Source organism: Cupriavidus neocaledonicus, assembly GCF_000372525.1.
Taxonomy (GTDB): Bacteria; Pseudomonadota; Gammaproteobacteria; order Burkholderiales; family Burkholderiaceae; genus Cupriavidus; species Cupriavidus neocaledonicus.
This window is the reverse complement of record NZ_AQUR01000106.1, coordinates 1-21,472: the sequence shown is the minus strand read 5'-3', so window position 1 is coordinate 21,472 and position 21,472 is coordinate 1. Positions and strand designations below refer to the sequence as shown.

The following is a 21,472-nucleotide window of genomic DNA, read 5'->3' as shown; positions in this document are numbered from 1 at the left end:
TAGGAACTGCACACATTTCTGTCAATGCCCCGGATTCTAAACGAACCCTCGAGGCCGCCACGATACCGACAAGGCCGCTGGCCCAAGGCGGTCGTGGAATCTCTCAGTTTGCCGTTTTTACGTAGCGTTTGCGCTGAAGCGGGCGGATCATCTGCCCGATGCGCCGGCACTTGGCCCGGTGGCGTCAAAACCGTGAACCGGGAGTGCTTGCCATGCTCAACCTCAGCCCGATCGGAATGTTCCACACCGCCATTGCCCTCGTGGCGGTGGCTTGTGGCCTGGTGGCGTTGTTCAAGTACGGCGAGATTGGAACCCGCACCCGCCCCGGCCGTCTCTATGTATGGCTGACTGCAGCGACAGCATTTACCGGGCTCTTTATCTTCCACCATGGCGGATTCGGACCGCCCCACGCACTGGCAATACTGACACTTGTCGTACTGGCCATCGCCGGTGTTGCCGAACGTCGCGAGGGAACGGCCGTGGCGCGCTACACGGCGGTACTGGGCTACTCGCTCACGCTGTTCTTCCACCTGATTCCAGGATTGACCGAGACCGGCACGCGCGTGCCGGTGGGCGCTCCCGCGTTCACCGGTCCGGAAGACCCGACCCTTAAAGCAATAGTTGGCATCGCCTTCGTGATCTACCTGATCGGCGCAGCCATCCAGGTCTCGCGCATTCGGCGCTCGCGCCGAATGGCGGTCACCCTCTGAACTCGCCGCCGCGCCGACCGGGTGGATGTAACCGGTGGGTTGGTAACAGCGACGATCCCGAAATGGTGTTTGGCTGGCGTATTTGCCCAGTCTCCCGATGACGGATGCCATCGATGCCTTATTCGCCTGACATGCCGGCATTCTGTCCTGCATCCGCGCCCTTACCCATGATTCGGTGGTGAAGCTCGCCACCAGCTTCCCAGGAGATGCTGTCATGAATCAGCTGTCCACCGCTAGCATGTCGTCGTCTGGTGTCCTCCCTGAATCAGGCCCTTTGGCCGCCGGCGACCTCGCAGTCCCGGCGGCAGCCGCTGGCACGTTGTACGTGACGGTAGGAAACGACAGGATTGCCTATCGCAGGTTCGGTCAGGGTCCGATGATCATTCTCGCCAACCGCTTGCGCGGCACGCTTGATACATGGGATCCATTGTTCCTGGATGCGCTGGCGTCGCGATACACCGTCGTCACTGTCGACTATCCCGGCATCGCGTACTCGACTGGCAAATTGCCCGAGGCCATGGCGTTGGCATCGAAGTTCATCGACGACTTCGCCAATGCAATCAACGCAGAACGCTTTGTCCTCCTCGGCTGGTCATGGGGTGGTCTGGTGGCTCAGACCTACCTTTTAGAGCACACCCAACGCGTAACTCACGCCATCCTGATTGGCACCAACCCGCCGGGGCACAATGAGATCCCGCTGCAGCAGGTGTTTCTCGAGCGGGCATTCAAACCCGTGAACGATCTCGCCGATGAGGAAATTCTGTTCTTCGAGCCAGCCTCCGCGGCAAGCCGCGCTCAGGCCAAGGCCTCGCACGAACGGATCTATGCAAGGGCTGGCGTGACTTCCAGGATACCATCCACGCCCGAAGAGTTCGCACCGTACTTTAAGGCGGCGGAGGGCTTTCGCAACGACGAAGAGCGCCGACGCGAACGCATGGAGCAGGTCGATTTGCCTATCCTGGTTATCGCCGGAGACCACGATACAAGCACTGCCGGACAGAACTGGTTTCCTTTGATCGGAAAGATGCGGCAGGCACAGTTCATCTTCTTCTCCGAAACAGGGCACGCCCCACAGCACCAGCACCCTGCGCTTATATCCGACTACATTCACGATTTCTTGACCAGGACGTCTGCTGACCGCAGTAAGTGAGTTCTGCGCAAGGCGGCCCAGCGTTGACAGGCACTTTCTCTCCGAGCCGGCCGCCGGGGGCGGGCGCTAGGGGCAACGCCTGTTGCCCCTAGCGCATGGAAACGAGGCCGGCCATGGGCCTGGCCTGGTGTTGATCAGGACCGGAGAAATGCCAGCAGGTCCGCGTTGATGGTTTCCGCATGCGTGGTAGGCATGCCATGCGGGAAGCCCTTGTAGGTCTTCAGCGTGCCGTTGCGCAACAGCTTTGCCGAGAGCGGCGCGGAATCGGCGTAAGGGACGATCTGATCGTCGTCGCCGTGCATTACCAGCGTCGGCACGGCAATCTTCTTCAGATCTTCCGTAAAGTCAGTCTGGGAAAAAGCAACGATGCCATCGTAGTGTGCCTTGGCGCCGCCCTGCATGCCCTGGCGCCACCAGTTCGCGATCACCCCTTCGTCCGCCTTGGCACCTGGGCGGTTGTAGCCATAAAAGGGGCCTGCAGGGATATCGCGGTAGAACTGCGCCCGGTTTTGGGCCACCTGCGCCTGGAAGCCGTCGAAGACTTCCTTCGGCAAGCCCTCCGGATTGGCTTCTGTCTTGACCATCAGCGGCGGCACAGCGGCAATCAGGACGGCCTTCGCGACGCGGCTTTCGCCGTGTCGCGCCAGATAGCGCACCACTTCGCCGCCGCCGGTCGAATGCCCGACGTGGACAGCGTTTTTCAGGTCCAGGTGGGTCGTCAGCGTTGCCAGGTCGTCGGCATAGTGGTCCATGTCATGGCCGCTGGCGGTCTGGGTCGAGCGGCCGTGGCCGCGACGATCATGCGCAATCACGCGGAACCCCTGATTCAGGAAGAACATCATCTGCGCGTCCCAGTCGTCCGCACTCAGCGGCCATCCATGAGAAAAGACAATGGGCTGGCCGCTGCCCCAATCCTTGTAGAAGATATCCACACCATCCTTGGTTCTGACCGTCTGCATGGCATTACCTCCCGGTTGATTGCCCCTGTCCGCAGGAGCGTTGGTATATGTGGCTGCGCTCACCGCACGAACTGGCGCCGTGGTACGACGCCCGAATCACCCCAACGCCGCGCACAACTCCGCTGTCGTGACGATTGCATGGGCGAATGTCGGTCCGTTGATCTCATGCGCGGCATGCATGGCCTCGGCAGAAAATGCTGCCGTGGCATCGCGCACCAGCGTCACGTGATAGCCAAGCTCCGCGGCAAAACGCCCGGTCGCCTCGATGCAGGTATTGGCCAGCATTCCGATCAGAATGACTTTCTGAATGCCGTGCTGCTTGAGCTGCAAGTCAAGGTCGGTGTTGGCAAAGCCGCTACCGCCCCAATGCTCGTGAATGATGACGTCCCCAGGCAGCGGCTCGAAATCCGGATGCCACTGGCCGCCCCAGCTGCCCTCGGCAAAAACCTGCGCGCGGCTGGCGCCTAGCTGGTAAGGGCTAGGGTGTTTCCAGGCGGCGAAGTCACCTGACCTAGATCGATGGTGTGGCACATAAAGCACCTTGATGCGCGCGGCGCGTACCGTGGCCACGACCTTTTTCAAGTTGGCCAGCGTCCCGACCTGGTCCGCGACTGGCTTGGCCCGGCCATAGAGCTTGCCGCCCTCGCTCAGGAAATCGTTGTAGGGATCCACAAGCAGCAATCCTGTGGAAGCTGCGGAATATGGTCCTGGTTTGGCCGCGTCTGTCATATCGCCCTCATTTTCCATCCCTACTGCAGATCATCATTTCTTGAAACCTTGATCCGCGGCTACGTAAAATCGGCAAATCTCGCCTGGTCTTTGCGAGGCGCCGGGATGTGAAACGCGGGGAGCGATCCAATGACGCAACTGGTCTGCCCGGAATTCGATGAATTCGAGGCCGCGCTTTACGGCGTCCAGGGAAGGTATGTGTTGCGGTCCAGGCCGCAAAGGGATTGGCGGCTGAAGCTGATCGACCTCAACGGCGTGGCGATCATGATGGGTCGAGAGGGAGCGCCCACGGCCTATTCCGGCATCGGCATGCCTGGCTACTTCAATATCTTCATTCCTCTGAGTGCACAGCAATGCACTATCGTCGATGGCCATGCCTTCAACGCGCAGACCGTCGGATGGATGGCGCCCGACCTGATGTTCCACATCGTTGCGGAGCGAGCAGCAAGCTGGTTGACCGTGGCGATTTCTGCACCCTTGGTGATGCACTGGGTCCACACTCATGCCGACGAGTTCGACGCGACGCTGCTGTCCAACAACCTGGTGTGCACCGGACGCCGGGGCGTGATTGCGCTACTGACGACGATATGGCGAATCATGCGTGTCGAGCGCGATGATCCGGCCCAGTTGCGCTATCCAGGCGCTGAGCACGCAGCGCGAAACGAGCTGGTCGACCTGGTGTTTCGCGCCGTGCTGACCATCGATGAAGGCGCGGCCAGTATCCGGCAAAAGCCGCGCCATCGGCAGATTCTCAGCCGGGCACTGGACCTGCTCAATTTAATGGGGGAAACGCCGATCTTTGTGAACGATCTCTGCGCGGCTGCCGAAGCGTCCGAGCGCAGCGTCCGCAACGTATTCCATCGATACCTGGGCATGGGGCCGCACCGATATCTGGCGCTGTACCGCATGCACGCCATCCGTGCGGCACTATGCAACGCTGCGCCGGGCGATACGGTCTCCGGCATCTGCGGACGGTTCGGTGTATGGGACTTCGGTCGCTTCGCCGCTCTCTACAGCGCCCACTTCGGCGTTCTGCCATCGCAGACGCTCAGGGCTCGCCGCGCATCGGCGAGAGCGTGACCGCCGCAAACTTTCACTGCCGGCTGCGCCTTCTGCCTGCGAAAGGATTGCACCCGGGACATCGGGCGATGCCCCAGGTGCGCAGTGCTACCGTGCCATCACGACGTACACGCGGTCTGGCGGTTCAGGTGCGGGACAAATCAAGCAAGTCCTGCGGGCTTGCAAGCAGTGGCGTTGCACAGTGCAACTGCAACGCCGCCGCGGCCGTGTAACCCCAGGCTACGCCGCGGAACGCCATGCCGGCGGCGCTGGCGGCTTGCGCGTCGCGGATCTCGTCGCCGACATACAAAGCCTCGTCCGGACGCACACCGGCGGACGAGACCAACGCCCGCAGCTTGCGCGTCTTGCCGAACATCGAAATGCCGCAGCTGAAATGCCCGATCCGTTCGCACACGGCGGGACCGAGGATCGTGCGCACGACGGCTTCGTCGTTCGAGGTGGCAACGGCGAGGCTGATACCACGCCGCGCCAGCGCATTCAGCGTCTTGGCCACGTTCGGGAATAGCGACACCTGCGCGATGCGCTCGTGCATCAGCCGCCTCACCTCGATGGTAATGGCAGGCACCTTCCACAGCGGCACGCCAAGCAGCCGCATGATGTCTCGCGCTGAGCTGCTGCGCGCTTGCGCGAGCAGATCGCCCTGGAGCGACCGAAACCCATGTTTGCGGGATGCCACGTCGACAGCCTGCAGAAAGCATTCCATCGAATCGGCCAACGTACCGTCGAAATCAAACGCGATGAGTTTGTAAGTCATATAAAACTGTCGCGACGCCGCGAGGCATCGTAGAAGGCATTAATCGTGTTACCACTTCGTCCAGGTTCTGAGGCTGCCCCTTAGTCAGAGGCCGCCGGTGAGTGGGAGCGATAGTATCGAAGCTGGCACAACAGCTGATTGTTCGAGTGTTCACGCTGCGGGCCGGACCGCCTGCTATCGGAACATGTAGTCGACACCGAGGGTGAACGTCTGGGTCTTTACAGCGGCATCGTTGCTGCCTTTCCAGGTCAGCTTGCCGAAGTTCGTGTACTGGCCGCGCAAGCGCCAGTTCGGTGAGAACGCATAGACGGCGCCGACTCCCAGGGTGAGCAGCCCGGCTGACCGGTTTCTCGATTCCACGTCACCCGAGCGGTCACCCTCCACCCAGCCCACGGTCGCGATGCCCAGCAGCGAGAATCGCTCGGTCACGGGCAAATGGCCGACCACGCTGGCCGTCCACGCGCCGATGCTGAACTTGTCCTTGCTGCTGCCTGATTCCGCTTCCGCCGCACCGAGGCTGGAAACCGTGCTCTCGACCGACACATAGCGCGAGAATTGGTATCCGCCGCGGAAGGCTACCGCCAGGTTGTTGGACGATACGCCCGTCCAGCCCGGACGGTCGGTGCTGAATTTTTGTCGGGTGTAGCCAAGATCTCCGCCGACGTACCAGAATTCGTCAGCCGGCGAAGCCAGCTGCTGTGCCCGCGCCTCGGGCGCCGTGACACCGAGCAGCGCGAGCGTGAGAGAGACTGCGCCGAGGGATGTGCGCGCGTGTGCTAAAGTCCACATGCATTTACCTTTCGTATAAATAATTTAATGTAAAACGATAAAACATTGCCGTTTTACAATACAATGTGGACTTTCGCAACTCTTTTTCGAACGGAGTCTCTGCATGTTCGTTTCGTCTGCCTCCTCAATCCCTGAAGGCGCTGCGCTGCACCGGATTCGCGCGTTGTCGCGCACGATGCAGTGGTTGACGACATTGGGCGGCGCGGTGGCGCTGGTCAGCACCGCATGGATATGGTTCGGGTCGTCTGCAGCGAAGCTGGAGCGCGTGGTGCGCGGGATCACGCACGCGTCCACGGCATATCCCGTGCAGGTGTTGCCGATGCACCGGGCAGCCGGCTTTCTTGCCACCGGTATTGGGCTGACCCTGTTAATCTGCATGCTGCACCAGGCGCGGCGGATGTTCGTGGCTTTCGGGCGCGGTGAAGTGCTGACAATCGACACGGCCATTCGACTGCGTCGCATTGCGCTGGCATTGGCGGCAATGGGGCCAGCGGTCCCGCTGATCCGGCTGTTAACGGGCCTGGCGCTGGTGGGCGTGCCCGGCAAGCCCTATTGGATCATCGCCATCACGCTGAGCGACTACTTCGTCAGCCTGCTCGGTGGTCTGCTGCTCGCCATCGCGTGGGCGATGCTCGAAGCCGTTCGGATAGCCGAAGAAAACAAAGGATTTGTCTGAGGAACAATGACGGTATTGGTCAGACTTGACGTGCTTCTGGCGGAGCGCAAGATGAAGTCCCGCGAGCTGGCACAGCGTATCGGAATCTCCGAGCCCAACCTGTCGCTGCTGAAATCGGGAAAGGTGAAAGGCATCCGCTTCGATACGCTCGAACGCATCTGCAAGGCGCTGGATTGCCAGCCGGGAGACCTGCTCGAATACCGCGATGACGCGGCAACGGAAGGCGACGATGCCCCGTAGACATCGTCGCGCGGCTGGCGCACCAGGGTCTCTCTCAGGCCTGCTCCGGAAGTGCTGATCGCCGTTTGGGAATCTTGGCTGAGGATGCAGACGCCGCGCTTTTCGGCAGGATGCCGGTCGAGGCGGCGCGCGACATGCGCGAGTCGCTCACCCCGCCGGCGGTTCGCTCCGGTGCCTAAGCAATCCCTAGCGGGCCACGTCCACCACGACCTTGCCTCTGACGTGGCCGCCCATGCTGTGGCGAAGCGCCTGGCCAGCGGCTGAAAGAGAAAAGACCGAATCGATGTGGGTGCGCAGGTCGCCGGACGCGTGGAGCGCTGCCAGCTTCCCGAGCAGCGGCCCATCGCTACGGGTCGCAAAATGTCTGCCGCTCGCCTGCGCATCGTGGGCGCGTGCCGCGTCAGGCCTTGCAACGGTCGAAACCAGCGTGCCGCCGGGCTTCAGGACTGACCATGACCTCTGCTGCGTTTCGCCCCCGATCAGGTCCAGCACCAGGTCTACCCCCGCGACACGCCTGGCGAAATCCTCGGCACGGTAATCGATGAACGCGTCCGCGCCAAGGCTTTGCACATAGTCGCGATTCCCGGCCGAGCCGGTGCCGATCACACGGGCACCGGCCAGCCTGGCAAGCTGCACGGCTGCACTGCCGACGCCGCCCGCCGCACCGTGAATCAGGACGGACTGACCGGCTTGCAGGACGCCATGCTCGTGCAGCGCCTGCCATGCCGTCAGCGACGCCGCGGGAAGCGCAGCGGCTTGCGCGAAAGTCAGGCTCGCAGGCTTGCGCGCCAGCCGGGCCGCTTCCACGACAGCGCGGGTGGCGAAGGCTCCCACGATGCCGATAAAGCCCATGACCTCATCCCCCGGCTTCAGGGTGGTGACGTTGCGCCCCACCGCGATGACGGTCCCCGCGGCATCCACGCCTGGCGTAAATGGCAGGGGAAGCGGTATAAAGGCCTGCATGGCGCCGCTGACGATCTTCCAGTCGATGGGATTTACCGAGGCCGCCGCAACCTCGATCAATACCTCATTGTCGCCGGGCACCGGGTCGTCCATCTCGACCAGAGTCAGGCGGTCGGGGCTGCCATAGGCAGTTACTCGAATGGCTTTCATCAAATGCTCCTGGAAGAGACGCCCACCACCGGGGCATCGAGGGCAAGGGCGGCCTGGACGGGGTCGAAATACTCGCGCAGATGCACGATGCGGCCGTCCCGGGCGGTCAGAAACACGACGTACTCCTGGCGGTAGGTGCGGCCAGTCGCGGCAATCAAGCCCTCGCCACGGACCCGTGCGATCGCATGCAGCGGGTCATCGGTCGCCGTCACGATGGCATCGAAGAAGTGAAAGTCCCTGACCGCCCCCGCGAACCAGCTCGCGTGCCGCAACACGGATTCGCGGCCTTCGAGTCTCAGCGGATGGCCCAGGCTGGGGGCATAGGGCAAGTCCCATACGATGTTCTCGGCGATCAGTTCCTGCCATTGTTGCGGCGCGTCCACCAGCGATTGGAGGTGTTGCCGCAGAAGCGTTGTAGCGATGGTCATGATGTTGTCTCCAGCGATGCAATGGTCAGGCGACCGCACGCCCGGCCGGCGCGCGACGGTTGTCTAGGCTGAAGGCCCCCGCGCCAAATGCGACCACCTGGAGAAGGCCACCTGCCATTGCCAGGTTCTTCAGGAAATGGAACATCTGGTTCTGGTCGGCGAGAGCGTGGTGGAAAATCAGCGCGGTTGCGACAGCGTAGGCAGCAAGCAGGAGAGCAACCAGGCGCGTCTTGTAGCCAACGACCAACAGCGCGGCGCCCGCCAGCTCCAGCGTCAGTGCGCCAATCAGTCCGAGCGCTGGGGCGGGGAGACCCAGCGATCCGATATAGGCCATGGTCGCGCCGGGGGCCAGGATCTTGCCGATGCCGCTAATGAAGAAGATCGCCGCAATGAGCGTGCGGCCAGCGGCCGGAAGCGCCGAGTTTGCGTTCAGGGAGACATTGAGGTTGGGGTTCATGGTGATCATCCTTTCAAAGAGTGGATGACCGAAGATTAGGGGCTTGACACGTATCAAGGAAGCCTATATTTCTAGATGCAATCCATCTATTCCATAGATACATGCTCGACGCCGTCTCGCTGGACCAGCTTCGCACCTTCATCGCCGCCGCCGATGAAGGCAGCTTCTCCGCCGCTGGCCGCAAACTGCGACGCGCGCAGTCCGTGGTCAGCCATACGCTGGCCAACCTGGAGGGACAGATCGGCGTGCAGCTCTTCGATCGGGCCGGGCGCTATCCGCGGCTGACGGACGAAGGGGCCGCCTTGCTCGCGCAGGCGCGCGTGGTGGTCAGCGGCATGGACGGCTTCAAGGCCAAGGCGCGCGTGATATCCGATGGACTCGAACCCGAACTGTCCGTCGTGGTGGACGTGATGTATCCGATGGCGTCGTTGACCGACGCCGTAGGCGCGTTCCGAAACGAATTTCCGCACACCCCATTGCGGCTTTACGTCGAAGCGCTTGGCGCCGTCATGCAGCCCGTACTTGCCCAGGCGTGCCGGCTCGGCATCAGCGGCTCGATGCCATCGGTGCCGGAGATTCTCGACGCCGAGAAATTGCTGGATGTTCCAATGATCACGGTCACCGCGCCGTCACACCCGCTGGCGTCAAAGAAAGGGATCATCCGGCCGGGGGATCTAAAGGAACATGTGCAACTGGTGCTGACCGACCGCACGGCACTGACGGAAGGCCAGACTTTCGGCGTCTTCTCTCCACAGATCTGGCGACTTGCCGATCTGGGTGCCAAGCATGCATTTCTACGCGCTGGATTCGGATGGGGCCATATGCCGGTGGCGATGGTCCAGGATGACCTCGATACCGGGAACCTCGTGCCCTTGCGGCTCGAAGCCTTCGATCCGCACACACCCCCTATCGCCATGTTCGCTGTGTACCGGAAAGACACGCCACCCGGCCCCGCCGGCCGTTGGTTCCTCAAACGGCTTAAAACCGCGCGTGGTGTCGAATAGCGTTGGTTGTCGGACCGGGCGGCGAGCCCGGACCATTGATGCACCACACGTTCTATCTTGCGCCCCCGTGTCGCAGCACACTGCCGGCGTGCAGGTCCCTCGACTCGCCGTCCTGACAGGCCAGCTTTCCGTTAACGAACACCGCCTCGATACCAGTACTCACTGCCGTCGGCTGGTCGAATGTCGCCGAGTCGCCCACCGATTGCTCGTCGAACACGACAATATCGGCATAGTGGTTCTCAGCGACGATACCTCGCCCGGCAAGGCCAAAGCGACCGGCGCTCAGCCCGGTCATCTTGTGCACGGCGGTTTCCAGCGGAAAGAGCCCCCGATCTCGCGCATAGTGGCCCAGTACGCGCGGGAAGGTTCCCCACAGTCGAGGATGCGGACTCACGTCATGTGCCAGGCCATCGGACCCGACCATCGTGGCCGGGTACCGGAGAATGCGGCTCACATCGTCTTCGCTCATGGCGAAATAAATGGCGCCCGCCGGTTGCAGGGCCTCGGCAAGCGCCTCGGGCGATGTCCCCCGCTCCCGCGCCAGTGCAAACAGTGACCGCCCGGCAGCCGTGGGATCGGCCTTGGACCATGTCACCCGGACATCGTCGGACTGTGCAATCCTCGCCGGCAGCAGCATGGTTGACGAGGCGTTGTACGGGTAGCAGTCCAGGCAGACCGACTGCTTCCTGCCGGCCGCTTCGATCATGGCCAGCGTTTCCACGGATCGCCCGTGATTGGCCTTGCCGACCAGCTTGTGGTGGGACAGTACGGTCTCGATGCCAAGCGCATGGCCGATCTGCAGCGCTTCGGCCAATGCGTCGGCGATGGCGTCGCCCTCATCCCGGATATGCATCGTGATGATGCCGTGAGCCTTGGTCAGCGGCGCGCCGACCGCGATCACTTCGGCGGTGTCCGCCGCCCTGGCAGGCGGGTAATAAAGCCCGGTGGACATGCCGATGGCACCCGCCGCAAGCGCGGCGTCGAGATCTGCCGCCATGAACTGCTGCTCCCTTGCCGTGGCGACCCGGTCGAGCCGGTTCATGCGCCTTACCCGCAGCGTCGAATGCCCGACCAGGCAGGCCGCATTGACCGCCGGCCCGCACGCCTCCAGTTCGTCCAGATAGTCGCCAAAACTCTCGTATCGCCAGGCGCCTGTCCCGAGCAGGTCGAGCGGCGCGGGCGGCGTTCCGGACGATTGCAGCGGCGCCAGGCTGATCCCGCAATTGCCGGTGACGACGGTCGTTACGCCTTGCGACAGCTTCGGATGCGGACCTTGCGGCGCATCGAGCAGGAGCCGGTCATCATGCGTATGCACGTCGATGAAGCCCGGGGCCACGATGCGCCCGGACGCATCGAAGCGTCTGGCTGCGGGGACACCCGACAGATCGCCAAGGCGAACGATGCGGTCCCCCGCGATACCCAAGTCCAGGCGCCGACGGGGAGCGCCAGTGCCGTCGATGACGGTGCCGCCTTCGATAATCAGATCCAGCGTCGTAGTCATGCGCTTGTCCCGGATTTCATTGTTGCGCGAAGAACTCTGAGATCTGCCCCAGGTCGCTGGTCTGGCTCAGCGCGAGCATCAACAGGATGCGTGCCTTCTGCGCAGACAGGCTGCCGGTGGCCATGCTGCCCGACAGCTTGGGCGTCACGATGCCGCTCACCGCACGGGAGCTGCGGACAACCGGAATCCCCTTGCTGCCGAACTCCCGAATCAGGGCTTCGTGGTCGGCGCTGGCGTTGCCATTGCCGGTGAACCCGATGACCACGCCCCGCGCGCCCTCCGCCACCGCATCGCGCACGAGCTGCATTTCCTGCCCCTGGTAGCGATAGACCAGCTCCACCTGCGGCAGCTTGGTGACGGCAGACACGTCGAAGTACAGTTCGCCCTTGGCGCGTGCCGGCTCGAAGTAATAGATCACGCGCTCGCCGGCAATGGCGCCAAGGTAGCCTTGCTCCAGCGCGCCCATCGTGTCGACGTTCAGCGTGTTCATCTTGGTCACGTACCGCGCCGCGCTGATGCGGTCGTTCATCACGACCATGACGCCGCGGTCGCGCGAGCCTGGATCGGCGGCCACCATGACCGCGTCGAGCAGGTTGACCGGGCCGTCCGCGCTGAGCGAAGTAGCAGGCCGCATCGATCCCGTGATGACGACCGGCTTGCTCGACCGCGTAGCGAGGCTCAGGAAATATGCCGTCTCCTCCATCGTGTCCGTGCCGTGCGTCACGACGACGCCCGCCACCTCGGGTTCCGCGAGCAAGGCGTTCACCCGCTTGGCAAGGTTGAGAATGTTTTCGCTGGTAATGACGTTGCTGCCGACGTTGACGATCTGTTCGGCCCTCACGTTGGCGTAGTCGTGAATCTGCGGCACTGCCTTCAGCAGCGAATCGACGCCGGCCAGGGCGCCGCTGTAATTGGCCATGTCCGTGGGCGAGCGCGTGGAGCTGACGATCGTGCCGCCGGTGGCAAGGATGACCACGCCGGGCTTGCGGGCATTGGCGGATGGCTCGGACTGGCCTTTGGCCTGTTGGGCCGCCGCAGGCAGTGCGAACATGGGCGTCAGTGCGAGCCACGCCAGGCATGCGCGAATGGAAGTCTTCATGATGCGTTTCCCGAGGGGTAAGGTTTGACAGGTCAGTCCACTTGCGCGCCGGAGCGCTTGATGACGCCAGCCCAGAGCGGCGTCTCGCGCGTCACGCGCTCGGTCAGCCGCGCGGGCGGGCCGGTCAGCGTCTCGAAGCCGATGGCGGCATAGCGCTCGCGCACCGCCGGCTTGGCCAGGCTGGCATTGATGGCACGGTTCAGCCCGGCGACGATGTCTGGCGACGTCTTCGCCGGCGCCACGATGCCGCCCCAGGCCACAATGTCGTAGCCGGCCACGCCCGATTCAGCCAGGGTCGGAAGGTCCGGGAACAGGCCGCTGCGCTGTGCGCCGGTCACGGCCAGCGCCCTGATCCGGCCGGCCTTGATATGTGGCGAGATCGAGCTGAGATTGTCGAACATCAGGTCGACCTGCCCGCCCATCAGGTCCTGAATCGCTTGCGGACTGCCGCGATACGGCACGTGGGTCATCGATGTGCCGGTCATGCTCTTGAACAGTTCCCCGCTCAGGTGCCCGGTCGTGCCATTGCCGGCCGACCCCATCGTCAGCGTGCCAGGCTTGGCCTTGGCCAGCGCGACAAGCGCCTGGACGCTGTTCACGCCCAGGTCCTTGCGCACCACCAATGCGTTTTGGACATAGCCAAGCAAGGCTACCGGCACGAGTTGCCTGTCCGGATCGTAGGGCAGCTTGCGGAACAGCGACTTGTTGATGGCGAGCGTGCCGACATTGCCGTAACCGAACGTGTAGCCATCCGCGGCGGCATTGACCAGATCCACCATGCCGACGTTGCCTGCCCCGCCCGGCTTGTTGTCGACGATGAACGGCTGTCCCAGAGACACCGAAAGCTCTTCGGCCAGGATCCGGCATACAGCATCCGGCGAGCCGCCGGCGGCGGACGGCACGACGAGCCGGATTGGCCGCGCAGGCCACCCGGCGGCCCGTGACAGGCCCGGCAGGCCCAGTGATGCGGCGGCGAGTCCCAGCTTCATCATCTCGCGCCGTGTAAAGCGTGTCGTGGTCATTGGCCTTTCTCCTGCGTCGCTCTTGTCTTGAAAAACTCCCCGTGTGTCCGACAGATCGTAGAGTCGCAAGCGGCGTTGGACAAGCCATGTTTCCTGGGGCTGGCATGAGGTATTCTCATGGATGTCCGTACTGAACTCCAGTTGGCCAGCCCCCCTTGCCCCATGAACTTCCACGTACGCGCCCCCTCCACGATGTCACTGCTGTGCCTGGAGGCCAGCGCGCGGCTGCATTCCTTCACCGCAGCAGCAAGGGAGCTCCAGCTCACGCAGGGAGCGGTAAGCCGGCAGATCCAGACGCTGGAAGGCAGGCTCGGCGTCAGGCTGTTCACGCGCCGGCGCGATGCACTGGTGTTAACCGACGCCGGCCGCTACTACCTGAACGAGGTTGCGCCGTTACTGCAAAGGCTGGAACGCGCGACGGCGAATGTGATGGCGCTGAAGGGCCGCGGCGGAGCGCTTTCGCTTTCGGCCGGCGCCTCCGTCGGCACCTACTGGCTGATTCCCCGCCTGCCCGGTTTCACGAGAGACCACGGCGAGATCACACTGAATCTCGGCACGCGCGTCGGGCCAGTGGACTTCCGCACGACGGCCGTGGACGCGTCGCTGGAGTTTGGCGACGGACAGCGCGACGGACTTCACAATGAGTTTGTGCTGCCGCTGATGCTGTCGCCTTATGCCGCACCGGAATGGATCCGCAAACATGGCAAGACGATCAGCGCGGATACGCCCCGCTCGGCGCTGATTCACCATCAGACCTTGCCCGACGCGTGGGACGAATGGTTCAGGCTCGAAGGCATCGAGGGCGAAGCCACGCGCGAAGGCCCTCGCTACGAGATCATGTCGATGGCGTTAAATGCATCAGTTGCCGGAATGGGCGTAGCGCTACTCCCTCCGTACATGGCCGACGACATGATTGCGCTCGGCCGATTGAAACGCCTGTCGCGTCGTACATGGCGTTATCCGAAAGGCTACTATCTGGTGTACCCGGATGAGTCCGCGCAACTGCCATCGCTGCAGGTCTTTAGACAATGGCTCAAGGACCAGGCGAATGAGACGGCGTAGGGGCTGCGCCAAGCAGGACTTCAGCCAGAAATCCGAAGGTCCGCAACAGGGCAGCAAGAGCCAGTGAACAGCCGATAAGAAGCAGTCCGGCGATGCGCTCATGACTGCGTTCCCCTGGTGTTTGATCTTGCTGATCGTCATGCTATTCGACCAAACAAAGTGAGCACAGCAGCGATTGATCATCACATCGGACCGGATCGTGGGCAAGGCCAGTATGCCCGCCTGGCGCGCTGCCGCGGATGCGCCGACTTCCCCGGTCCTGGCCAGCAATCGGGCACGGTCAGCAGCGGGGCCTGAGCATGCGCTTCCTCCGGAAACCGACGGCAATTTCAGACGGATTCGCGCGCCTGGTGTTGCCTGTCGATGTCGAGCGGGAGGCCTTGCGACTGCTCTTTGGCCGTGCGCTTCGGGGCATATGCGACGGTTTCGTGGCCGTGCTGTTGCCGGCATACCTGCTTGCACTGGGGTTCGATCCGCTTGCGGTCGGGTTGATCAGCAGCACCACGTTGGTCGGTTCTGCCCTGGCTACGATGCTGGTCGGCATGGCCGCCCAGCGCTACCCGCAGCGCCGCATGCTGATGCTGGCCGCCGGGTTGATGGCAGCAACCGGAATGGGCTTTGCCGGGTTGTCCTCGCTGTTGCCGCTCCTGCTTGTTGCCTTTGTCGGCACGCTCAACCCCGGTTCCGGAGACGTCAGCCTGTTTCTGCCGCTGGAGCAGGCCCGGCTGGCGAACTCCGCCGCTCCCGCTGCCCGTACGGCGTTGTTCGCCCGCTACGGCCTGACAGGCGCTTTGTCCGCCGCCCTGGGTGCCCTCGCCGCGGCGTTACCTGACCTGCTCGTTGCCCGTGTCGGTGTGTCATCGCTCACCGCCATGCGCGCAATGTTCATCGTCTATGCGCTGACCGGAGTTGCCTTGTGGCTTCTCTATGCCCGACTGCCGGACCCCGAGCCGCACTCCGCACCCACGACCACCCCGCTTGGCCCTTCGCGTGCGATCGTCATTCGCCTGGCGTTACTGTTCAGCATCGATGCCTTTGCCGGCGGCCTGGTGGTGAACGCATTGCTCTCGCTTTGGTTGATGCAGCGCTTTGGCCTTTCGCCGGGTGCTGCCGGTCAGTTTTTTTTCTGGGCAGGGCTGCTGACGGCGGGTTCCCAACTGATCGCTGTGCCTCTGGCGCGGAAGTTCGGCTTGCTCAATACCATGGTGTTTACGCACATACCTTCCAGCCTGTGCCTGATCGCCGCTGCATTCGCGCCGGCCCTGGTTCCTGCTCTGGCATTGCTGCTCGTGCGCAGTGCGCTGTCCCAGATGGATGTGCCTACGCGGACGGCCTATGTCATGGCAGTGGTCACGCCACCGGAGCGTCCGGCGGCGGCGAGCCTGACTGCGGTCCCGCGGAGCTTTGCTGCGGCCCTGGGACCCACAATTGCCGGCGCGCTGCTGATCGCTGGTTGGGCTGGAGCGCCGCTGGTCGCGTGCGGCGTGCTCAAGATTGCCTACGACCTGGCGCTATTCCGGGCGTTTCGCCACGTCGAGCCCTCGGGATGACACAGAAGGTGGCGAGGCTGCGCGCGCACCGGCAGCCTCGCTTTCTTGAACAAAAAGGCGCGCCAGAAATTGCACTGTCTTTGCCACCGGCCGTCAATTCACTGGACAAGCCACCGCTACGGCGCCTTCCCCCGACGATGGGTTCGCCATATGGGAAGGACCGCCAAGTGTTTATCCGGTAACCTTCCGCAAGCACGCCAGGAACCACTGCGCCAGCGCCGGCACCGGCCGCTGCGGATTGAACAGGATGTGGCTCTCGAAAGCGATCACCGGCTCGAAGGGGATCGCCTTGACACCCGCCGGCTTCAGGCTGCGCACCACCAGCGGGTTGACCACGCTGACCCCCAGGCCCATCCCCACCATCGTGCAGATGGTGGCGGCGTAAGGGGTCTCCAGGGTCAGCACGCGCCGGTCTGCCGGCACGAACGCGGCGTCGACCGTGGCGCGGGTGCCGTCGCCATGCGTCAGCGAGATAAAGCGCTCGCCATCGAGGTCGCTGGCGTGCAGGCGGCGCTTGCGCGCGAGCCGGTGCGTCGCCGGCACGATGCACACGCCGTCCTCGCGGCGCAGCAACTCGCTGCGGATGCCGGTGGTCTCGGCCAGGTACGACACCAGCCCGATATCGCAGAAGCGCGCCGCGGTCCATTTGGCCACCGTGGGCGAGTCGTTCGTATGCACGGCGATCGGTACGTCGGGATAGCGCTCGCGGAACGCCAGGATTGCCTGCGGCATCACGCTCATCGCGATCGACGGCACGGTGCCGATGCGCAGCGTGCCCACGCCGGATTCACGGATCGACCGGGCCGACGCGCGCAGGCTGTCGAGGCCGACGAAGGAGCGCTCCACATCGAGAAACAAGGCTTCGGCTTCGTCCGTCGGCGCGAGCCGGTTGCCGACGCGCTCGAACAGCCGGAAGCCCGCCTCGCGTTCCAGTTGCCCGATCACGCGGCTGATGTTGGGCTGCGAGGTATGGAGCTGCGCGGCGGCTTCGGTCATCGAGCGCGTCAGCATGACGGCGCGGAACGCTTCGATCTGCTTGTAGTTCATGGCTGGCGGCGGTCGGGATCAGCGGCTTGCCCGCAAGCATATCAAAAACGTATGAGGAGGAACAAAATACTGATTTGACGATATATACAGCGGATTTCCATACTGGCTCCATCGTTTCGGAGATCACACAGCATGGAATCCAAAGTCAGCCGACGCCTGACCCAGCCCACCGCCGCCGAGGTATGCGAGCACATCTACCTGCCGCGCCTGATGCGCGAATTCGGCAGCGGCTTTCGCTACCTGACCGATATCAACCAGGCCCACCTGCTGATGCTGCATGGCACCGGGCTGGTCCCGGCGGACGTGGCCGCGGTACTGGCGCAGTCACTGCTACGCATCGAAGCCGAGGGGCCTGGCGCCGTGCCGCTGGATCCTGCGCGCGAGGACGCCTACTTCAACTACGAAGCCCACCTGATGCAGATGGCCGGCGCCGACGCCGGCGGCAGGCTGCATGTCGCGCGCAGCCGCAACGACATCCTGGCCACGCATGACCGGCTGCGTGCACGCGACCTGGCGCTGGATATCCTGGAAGCGATGCTGGCGGTGCGCACCGCGGCGCTGGAGCGGGCCGACGCCCATGCCGCGGTGGTGATGCCCGGCTATACGCACCTGCAGGCCGCGCAGCCGATCACTTATGGCTACTACCTTGCCGGCTTTGCCGAGTCGCTCGGCCGCGATATCGCGCGCATGGAGCAGGCGCTGGCGCGCCTGGATGCCTGCCCGCTCGGCGCCGGCGCGCTGGCCGGCACCGCCTTTGCGATCGACCGCGCGGCGACGGCGCACTGGCTGGGCTTCTCCACCCATGCGCCCAACTCGCTCGACGCCGTGGCTTCGCGCGACTTTGCCTGGGAGATGCTGGCGGCGATCACCGTGGGTGCGGTCAGCTGGGGCCGCGTGGCGCAGGACCTGTACGTCTGGGCCACGCCCGAGTTCGGCCTGATCGACTTCCCGGACAGCGTCGCAGGCACCTCCAGCATCATGCCGCAGAAGAAGAACCCGGTGGTGCTGGAGTACCTGAAGGGCAAGGGCGGCCACATGCTGGGCCTGCTGACCGGCGCGCTGGCGGCGCTCAAGGGCAGCCATTTCACGCACTCGGGCGACGGCAACCGCGAGAGCATGCGCGGTTTCTGGGAGGCCGGCGACGAATGCCTGCGCTGCCTGTCGCTGCTGCGGCTGGTGATCGCCAACGCCACGCCGCAACGCGCCGGCATGCTGGCGCGCGCGCGCCGCGATTTCTCCACCGCGACCGACCTGGCCGACGCGCTGGTGCGCGAGGCCGGCATGTCGTTTCGCCAGGCGCATCACATCGTCGGTGCCGTGGTGCGGGACGCGCTCGACCAGCACTTGCCCGCGGACGAGATCAGCGCCGACATGGTCGATGCCGCCGCGATGCGCGTCGCCGGCCGCGCGGCCGGACTGGATGCCGCCGCGGTCGCCCGCTGCCTCGACCCCGAACAGGGCGTCGCCGCGCGCATGGCCGCCGGCGGACCCGCGCCGGTACTGGTCCGCGACAACATCGCCGCCCAGCGCGCCGCCACGCACCGCGCACGCGAATCCCTTGACGCCACCCGGGCTCGCCTCGACGCCGCGCGCGCGGTACTGAAGCGCTCGGTCAACCACCTCGCATCACAAGGCTGAGCCGCGCCGCACATCGCAGCCGGCATTGCCCTTATCCTTGTCCCACGGAGATCCTGCCCCCATGAAGAACCTTGCACATGCCCTGGCTGCCACCTGTCTGACGCTGGCGACGAGCCTGGCCGCCGCCGGCCCCTACCCCGACAAACCCATCCGCATGGTGGTGCCCTTTCCCCCCGGCGGCACCACCGACCTGCTCGGCCGCGTACTGGCCACCCGCTTGTCCGAAACCCTCGGCCAGCAGGTGGTGGTGGACAACCGTCCGGGCGCCGGCGGCACCATCGGCTCGGATCTCGTGGCCAAGGCGCCGGCCGACGGCTACACGCTGATGTTTGGCACCGTGGGAACGCAATCGATCAACGCTACCCTCTACCGGAAGCTGCCGTTCGATCCGCAGAAGGATTTCTCGCCGGTGGCATTGTTCGCCGGCGTGCCCAACATCCTGGTGGTCAATCCGAACGTGCCGGCCAGGAACGTGCGCGAGCTGGTCAGCTATGCCAGGGCCAACCCCGGCAAGCTCAATATGGGCTCGGCCGGCAACGGCACCACCAACCATCTGTCGGGCGAGCTGTTCAAGTCGATGGCCGGCGTCCAGATCGTGCACGTGCCCTACAAGGGCAGCGGCCCGGCGATGGCCGACCTGCTTGCCAACCAGGTGCAACTGATGTTCGACAACCTGCCGGGCTCGCTGCCGCATGTGAAGGCCGGCCGCCTGCGCGCACTGGCCGTGACCAGCGCCACGCGCTCGCCGGCACTGCCCGATGTGCCGACCATGGCCGAGGCGGGCATTGCGGGCTATGAGGCCGATGTCTGGTTCGGCGTGGTGGGTCCGCGCGGATTGCCCCCCGAGGTCTCCAGCCGCCTGTCGCAGGAAATCACGCGCATCGCACAGGACAAGGCGATGCGGGACAAGCTGGTGCAGGCCGGCGCTGCGCCGCTGACTTCGACGCCGGAGCAGTTCTCGGCGCTGATCCGCCGCGATACGGACAAGTGGGCGAAGCTGGTGCAGGCGTCGGGGGCGAGTGTGGATTGAAGGGGTTGGTGGCGCTGCGTTGCCGGCGCCGGGCCTCATTCCTATATGCCGCCCGCCTGTGTGCCGGCATACAGGTTAGCGGCGTGATCGCAGCTATCGAGCGTGCAGGCAAGCCCGTGGTCACCAGTTCCAGCAAGGCGATACTGACGTTGCCGCTAATGGCTCTGCGAAGCAGACGGCGCGATCACCGAGCTGGCGGGCTGGAAGCTCGCCCAGGACGTGACACCTGAAGCACGATACCTGGCGCGGGCGTCGTCCCAACCAGGCAACGATGGCCCAATCCGCCTCAGATATTGGTGAACACTACCTCTTTCGGCAGACGCGACTTCGGCAGTCCGGCATTGAAGTCCTGTTCGCTGCGGCGGCCCAGCGACACCAGTACGACGCTGGTGAGGCCACGCTCGCGCAGATTGAGTGCCGCATCCAGCGCCGACGCGTCGAAGCCCTCCATCGGCGTCGCATCGATCCCCAGCATGCCAGCGCCCAGCAGCAGACCGCCAAGGGCAAGGTAGACCTGTTTCTCCATCCATTGCGGCACATCCCGCAGCTCGTAGCGATGCAAGTCCACATACGAACGCCGGGCCTTGTCCTGGCCTTCGCGAGCGCCTTCGACCTTGAACCGGCCGTCGCTTTCCTCCTGCGCCAGGATGGCGCGAAGATGCGCTTCGTCCAGGTCGGCACGCATGCACAGGGCGATCACGTGCGAGGCATCGACGATCTTCGGATGGTTGTAGGAAAACGTGCCAGTGGCCGCCTTGGCGATCGTCTCGCGCCCCTCGGGCGTCGACGCCACCACAAAATGCCACGGCTGCGAGTTCACCGACGACGGGCTGTTGTGCAGCCATGCCAGCAGCATGTCGACCTGTTCCTGGGGCAAGGTCTTACCGCCTTCGTAAGCCTTGACGGTATGGCGGGAAAGTACGGCGTCAGTGAAATTCATGTTCTGCTCCAGTTCATGGTTCGGAAACTACGGGGATTCGTTCAACGCGACTGCGTATCGTCCTGCCAGGGCGGCCCGGACTGGTTTGGCATTTTCGTCACTGCGGCGTTGTCGAAAAACTGGGAGAATCTGGCAAGACTTTCACTATCAGAGTGAAAATGATCAGACTCGACGATCTGCAACTGTTTTTGCGAACCGCAGCGCTTGGCAGCTTCTCGAACGCCGCTCGCGAGGCCGACCTGCTGCCCGGACAGGTCAGCGCAGCCATCCAGCGCCTGGAGAAAGAGCTCGACATCCGGCTGTTCGCACGGTCCACTCGCAGCCTGCGGCTCACTGCCGAGGGCGAACAGTACCTGCCGTATGCGGACGAAGTGCTGGCCAAGCTCAAGGAAGGCCGGGACCGCCTGCACGGCGAACAGCGTGCATTACAGGGCACGCTGAAGATCGCCGCCCCGTCAGACCTTGGCCGCAATATCCTGCTGCCGCTGCTGACC

General features: G+C 64.1%; 23 protein-coding genes. 11 read left to right on the top strand and 12 right to left on the bottom strand.

Annotated features, from left to right (window positions below; all coding sequences use genetic code 11):
* Positions 1-212: 212 nt before the first annotated feature.
* Entirely contained in the window at positions 213-710 is a 498-nt protein-coding gene (locus tag A3AG_RS0126080) for a DUF2306 domain-containing protein (protein WP_018008228.1), read from the top strand.
* Positions 711-924: 214 nt separating this feature from the next.
* Positions 925-1,860: an alpha/beta fold hydrolase gene (locus tag A3AG_RS0126075; protein WP_018008227.1), complete on the top strand. Its 936-nt coding sequence runs from the start codon at positions 925-927 to the stop codon at positions 1,858-1,860.
* A 134-nt stretch (positions 1,861-1,994) separates the two neighbouring features.
* On the opposite strand, the gene A3AG_RS0126070 is transcribed toward A3AG_RS0126075, so the two are convergent.
* A complete protein-coding gene (locus tag A3AG_RS0126070) occupies positions 1,995-2,819 on the bottom strand; it encodes an alpha/beta fold hydrolase (protein ID WP_018008226.1) in 825 nt (274 codons plus the stop codon).
* 96 nt (positions 2,820-2,915) lie between these two features.
* Entirely contained in the window at positions 2,916-3,491 is a 576-nt protein-coding gene (locus tag A3AG_RS0126065) for a cysteine hydrolase family protein (protein ID WP_018008225.1), read from the bottom strand.
* Positions 3,492-3,677: 186 nt separating this feature from the next.
* Between A3AG_RS0126065 and A3AG_RS0126060 the strand changes: the two genes are divergently transcribed.
* Positions 3,678-4,628 carry an AraC family transcriptional regulator gene (locus A3AG_RS0126060; RefSeq protein ID WP_018008224.1) on the top strand — a complete coding sequence of 317 codons (951 nt, stop codon included), beginning with the start codon at positions 3,678-3,680 and terminating at the stop codon, positions 4,626-4,628.
* Positions 4,629-4,752: 124 nt separating this feature from the next.
* On the opposite strand, the gene A3AG_RS0126055 is transcribed toward A3AG_RS0126060, so the two are convergent.
* Together A3AG_RS0126055 and A3AG_RS0126050 are read right to left on the bottom strand one after the other, a co-directional pair.
* A complete protein-coding gene (locus A3AG_RS0126055; RefSeq protein ID WP_018008223.1) occupies positions 4,753-5,382 on the bottom strand; it encodes an HAD hydrolase-like protein in 630 nt (209 codons plus the stop codon).
* A 174-nt stretch (positions 5,383-5,556) separates the two neighbouring features.
* On the bottom strand, positions 5,557-6,171 hold the full coding sequence (locus tag A3AG_RS0126050; protein ID WP_018008222.1) for a porin family protein: 615 nt from the start codon (positions 6,169-6,171) through the stop codon (positions 5,557-5,559).
* A 103-nt stretch (positions 6,172-6,274) separates the two neighbouring features.
* Here A3AG_RS0126050 and A3AG_RS0126045 point away from each other — a divergent pair, with 103 nt between their 5' ends.
* Together A3AG_RS0126045 and A3AG_RS0126040 are read left to right on the top strand one after the other, a co-directional pair.
* On the top strand, positions 6,275-6,847 hold the full coding sequence (locus A3AG_RS0126045; RefSeq protein ID WP_018008221.1) for a DUF2975 domain-containing protein: 573 nt from the start codon (positions 6,275-6,277) through the stop codon (positions 6,845-6,847).
* 6 nt (positions 6,848-6,853) lie between these two features.
* Positions 6,854-7,087, top strand: coding sequence for a helix-turn-helix domain-containing protein (locus A3AG_RS0126040; protein ID WP_026164472.1), 234 nt, complete (start codon positions 6,854-6,856; stop codon positions 7,085-7,087).
* Positions 7,088-7,273: 186 nt separating this feature from the next.
* Here A3AG_RS0126040 and A3AG_RS0126035 read toward each other — a convergent pair whose 3' ends face one another.
* The 3 genes from A3AG_RS0126035 to A3AG_RS0126025 are packed head-to-tail and all read right to left on the bottom strand — an operon-like array spanning position 7,274 to position 9,094.
* Complete coding sequence (locus A3AG_RS0126035; protein WP_018008219.1) at positions 7,274-8,200, bottom strand: NADP-dependent oxidoreductase; 927 nt, start codon at positions 8,198-8,200, stop codon at positions 7,274-7,276.
* A complete protein-coding gene (locus A3AG_RS0126030) occupies positions 8,200-8,628 on the bottom strand; it encodes a nuclear transport factor 2 family protein (RefSeq protein WP_018008218.1) in 429 nt (142 codons plus the stop codon). Before A3AG_RS0126030 ends, A3AG_RS0126035 begins: the two co-directional genes overlap by 1 nt.
* Before the next feature lie 25 nt (positions 8,629-8,653).
* Positions 8,654-9,094, bottom strand: a complete 441-nt coding sequence (locus A3AG_RS0126025) for a DoxX family protein (RefSeq protein WP_018008217.1) — start codon at positions 9,092-9,094, stop codon at positions 8,654-8,656.
* Positions 9,095-9,186: 92 nt separating this feature from the next.
* Here A3AG_RS0126025 and A3AG_RS0126020 point away from each other — a divergent pair, with 92 nt between their 5' ends.
* Complete coding sequence (locus A3AG_RS0126020; protein ID WP_018008216.1) at positions 9,187-10,089, top strand: LysR family transcriptional regulator; 903 nt, start codon at positions 9,187-9,189, stop codon at positions 10,087-10,089.
* Between the two features lie 52 nt (positions 10,090-10,141).
* On the opposite strand, the gene A3AG_RS32020 is transcribed toward A3AG_RS0126020, so the two are convergent.
* From A3AG_RS32020 to A3AG_RS0126005, 3 genes are read right to left on the bottom strand one after another with little or no spacing between them, the layout of a single operon-like run.
* On the bottom strand, positions 10,142-11,590 hold the full coding sequence (locus A3AG_RS32020) for an N-acyl-D-amino-acid deacylase family protein (protein ID WP_018008215.1): 1,449 nt from the start codon (positions 11,588-11,590) through the stop codon (positions 10,142-10,144).
* A 16-nt stretch (positions 11,591-11,606) separates the two neighbouring features.
* Positions 11,607-12,689 carry an asparaginase gene (locus A3AG_RS0126010; RefSeq protein ID WP_018008214.1) on the bottom strand — a complete coding sequence of 361 codons (1,083 nt, stop codon included), beginning with the start codon at positions 12,687-12,689 and terminating at the stop codon, positions 11,607-11,609.
* A gap of 32 nt (positions 12,690-12,721) precedes the next feature.
* On the bottom strand, positions 12,722-13,711 hold the full coding sequence (locus tag A3AG_RS0126005) for a Bug family tripartite tricarboxylate transporter substrate binding protein (protein WP_018008213.1): 990 nt from the start codon (positions 13,709-13,711) through the stop codon (positions 12,722-12,724).
* A 162-nt stretch (positions 13,712-13,873) separates the two neighbouring features.
* Here A3AG_RS0126005 and A3AG_RS0126000 point away from each other — a divergent pair, with 162 nt between their 5' ends.
* Both A3AG_RS0126000 and A3AG_RS0125995 read left to right on the top strand, forming a co-directional pair.
* Positions 13,874-14,773 carry a LysR substrate-binding domain-containing protein gene (locus A3AG_RS0126000; RefSeq protein ID WP_115678512.1) on the top strand — a complete coding sequence of 300 codons (900 nt, stop codon included), beginning with the start codon at positions 13,874-13,876 and terminating at the stop codon, positions 14,771-14,773.
* A 299-nt stretch (positions 14,774-15,072) separates the two neighbouring features.
* Complete coding sequence (locus tag A3AG_RS0125995) at positions 15,073-16,323, top strand: MFS transporter (protein ID WP_018008211.1); 1,251 nt, start codon at positions 15,073-15,075, stop codon at positions 16,321-16,323.
* Positions 16,324-16,494: 171 nt separating this feature from the next.
* Here the strand turns inward: A3AG_RS0125995 and A3AG_RS0125990 are convergent, their stop codons facing one another.
* Entirely contained in the window at positions 16,495-17,370 is an 876-nt protein-coding gene (locus A3AG_RS0125990; protein ID WP_018008210.1) for a LysR substrate-binding domain-containing protein, read from the bottom strand.
* A gap of 132 nt (positions 17,371-17,502) precedes the next feature.
* On the opposite strand from A3AG_RS0125990, the gene argH reads away from it, so the two are divergent.
* Both argH and A3AG_RS0125980 read left to right on the top strand, forming a co-directional pair.
* The gene (argH, locus tag A3AG_RS0125985) at positions 17,503-19,008 is read left to right on the top strand and encodes an argininosuccinate lyase (protein WP_018008209.1); all 1,506 of its coding nucleotides are present in this window, start codon (positions 17,503-17,505) and stop codon (positions 19,006-19,008) included.
* A 61-nt stretch (positions 19,009-19,069) separates the two neighbouring features.
* On the top strand, positions 19,070-20,038 hold the full coding sequence (locus A3AG_RS0125980) for a Bug family tripartite tricarboxylate transporter substrate binding protein (protein ID WP_018008208.1): 969 nt from the start codon (positions 19,070-19,072) through the stop codon (positions 20,036-20,038).
* 286 nt (positions 20,039-20,324) lie between these two features.
* Here the strand turns inward: A3AG_RS0125980 and nfsB are convergent, their stop codons facing one another.
* Entirely contained in the window at positions 20,325-20,978 is a 654-nt protein-coding gene (gene nfsB / locus A3AG_RS0125975; RefSeq protein WP_018008207.1) for an oxygen-insensitive NAD(P)H nitroreductase, read from the bottom strand.
* A gap of 158 nt (positions 20,979-21,136) precedes the next feature.
* On the opposite strand from nfsB, the gene A3AG_RS0125970 reads away from it, so the two are divergent.
* A partial coding sequence (locus A3AG_RS0125970) for a LysR family transcriptional regulator (protein ID WP_018003754.1) occupies positions 21,137-21,472 on the top strand: 336 nt, incomplete at its 3' end.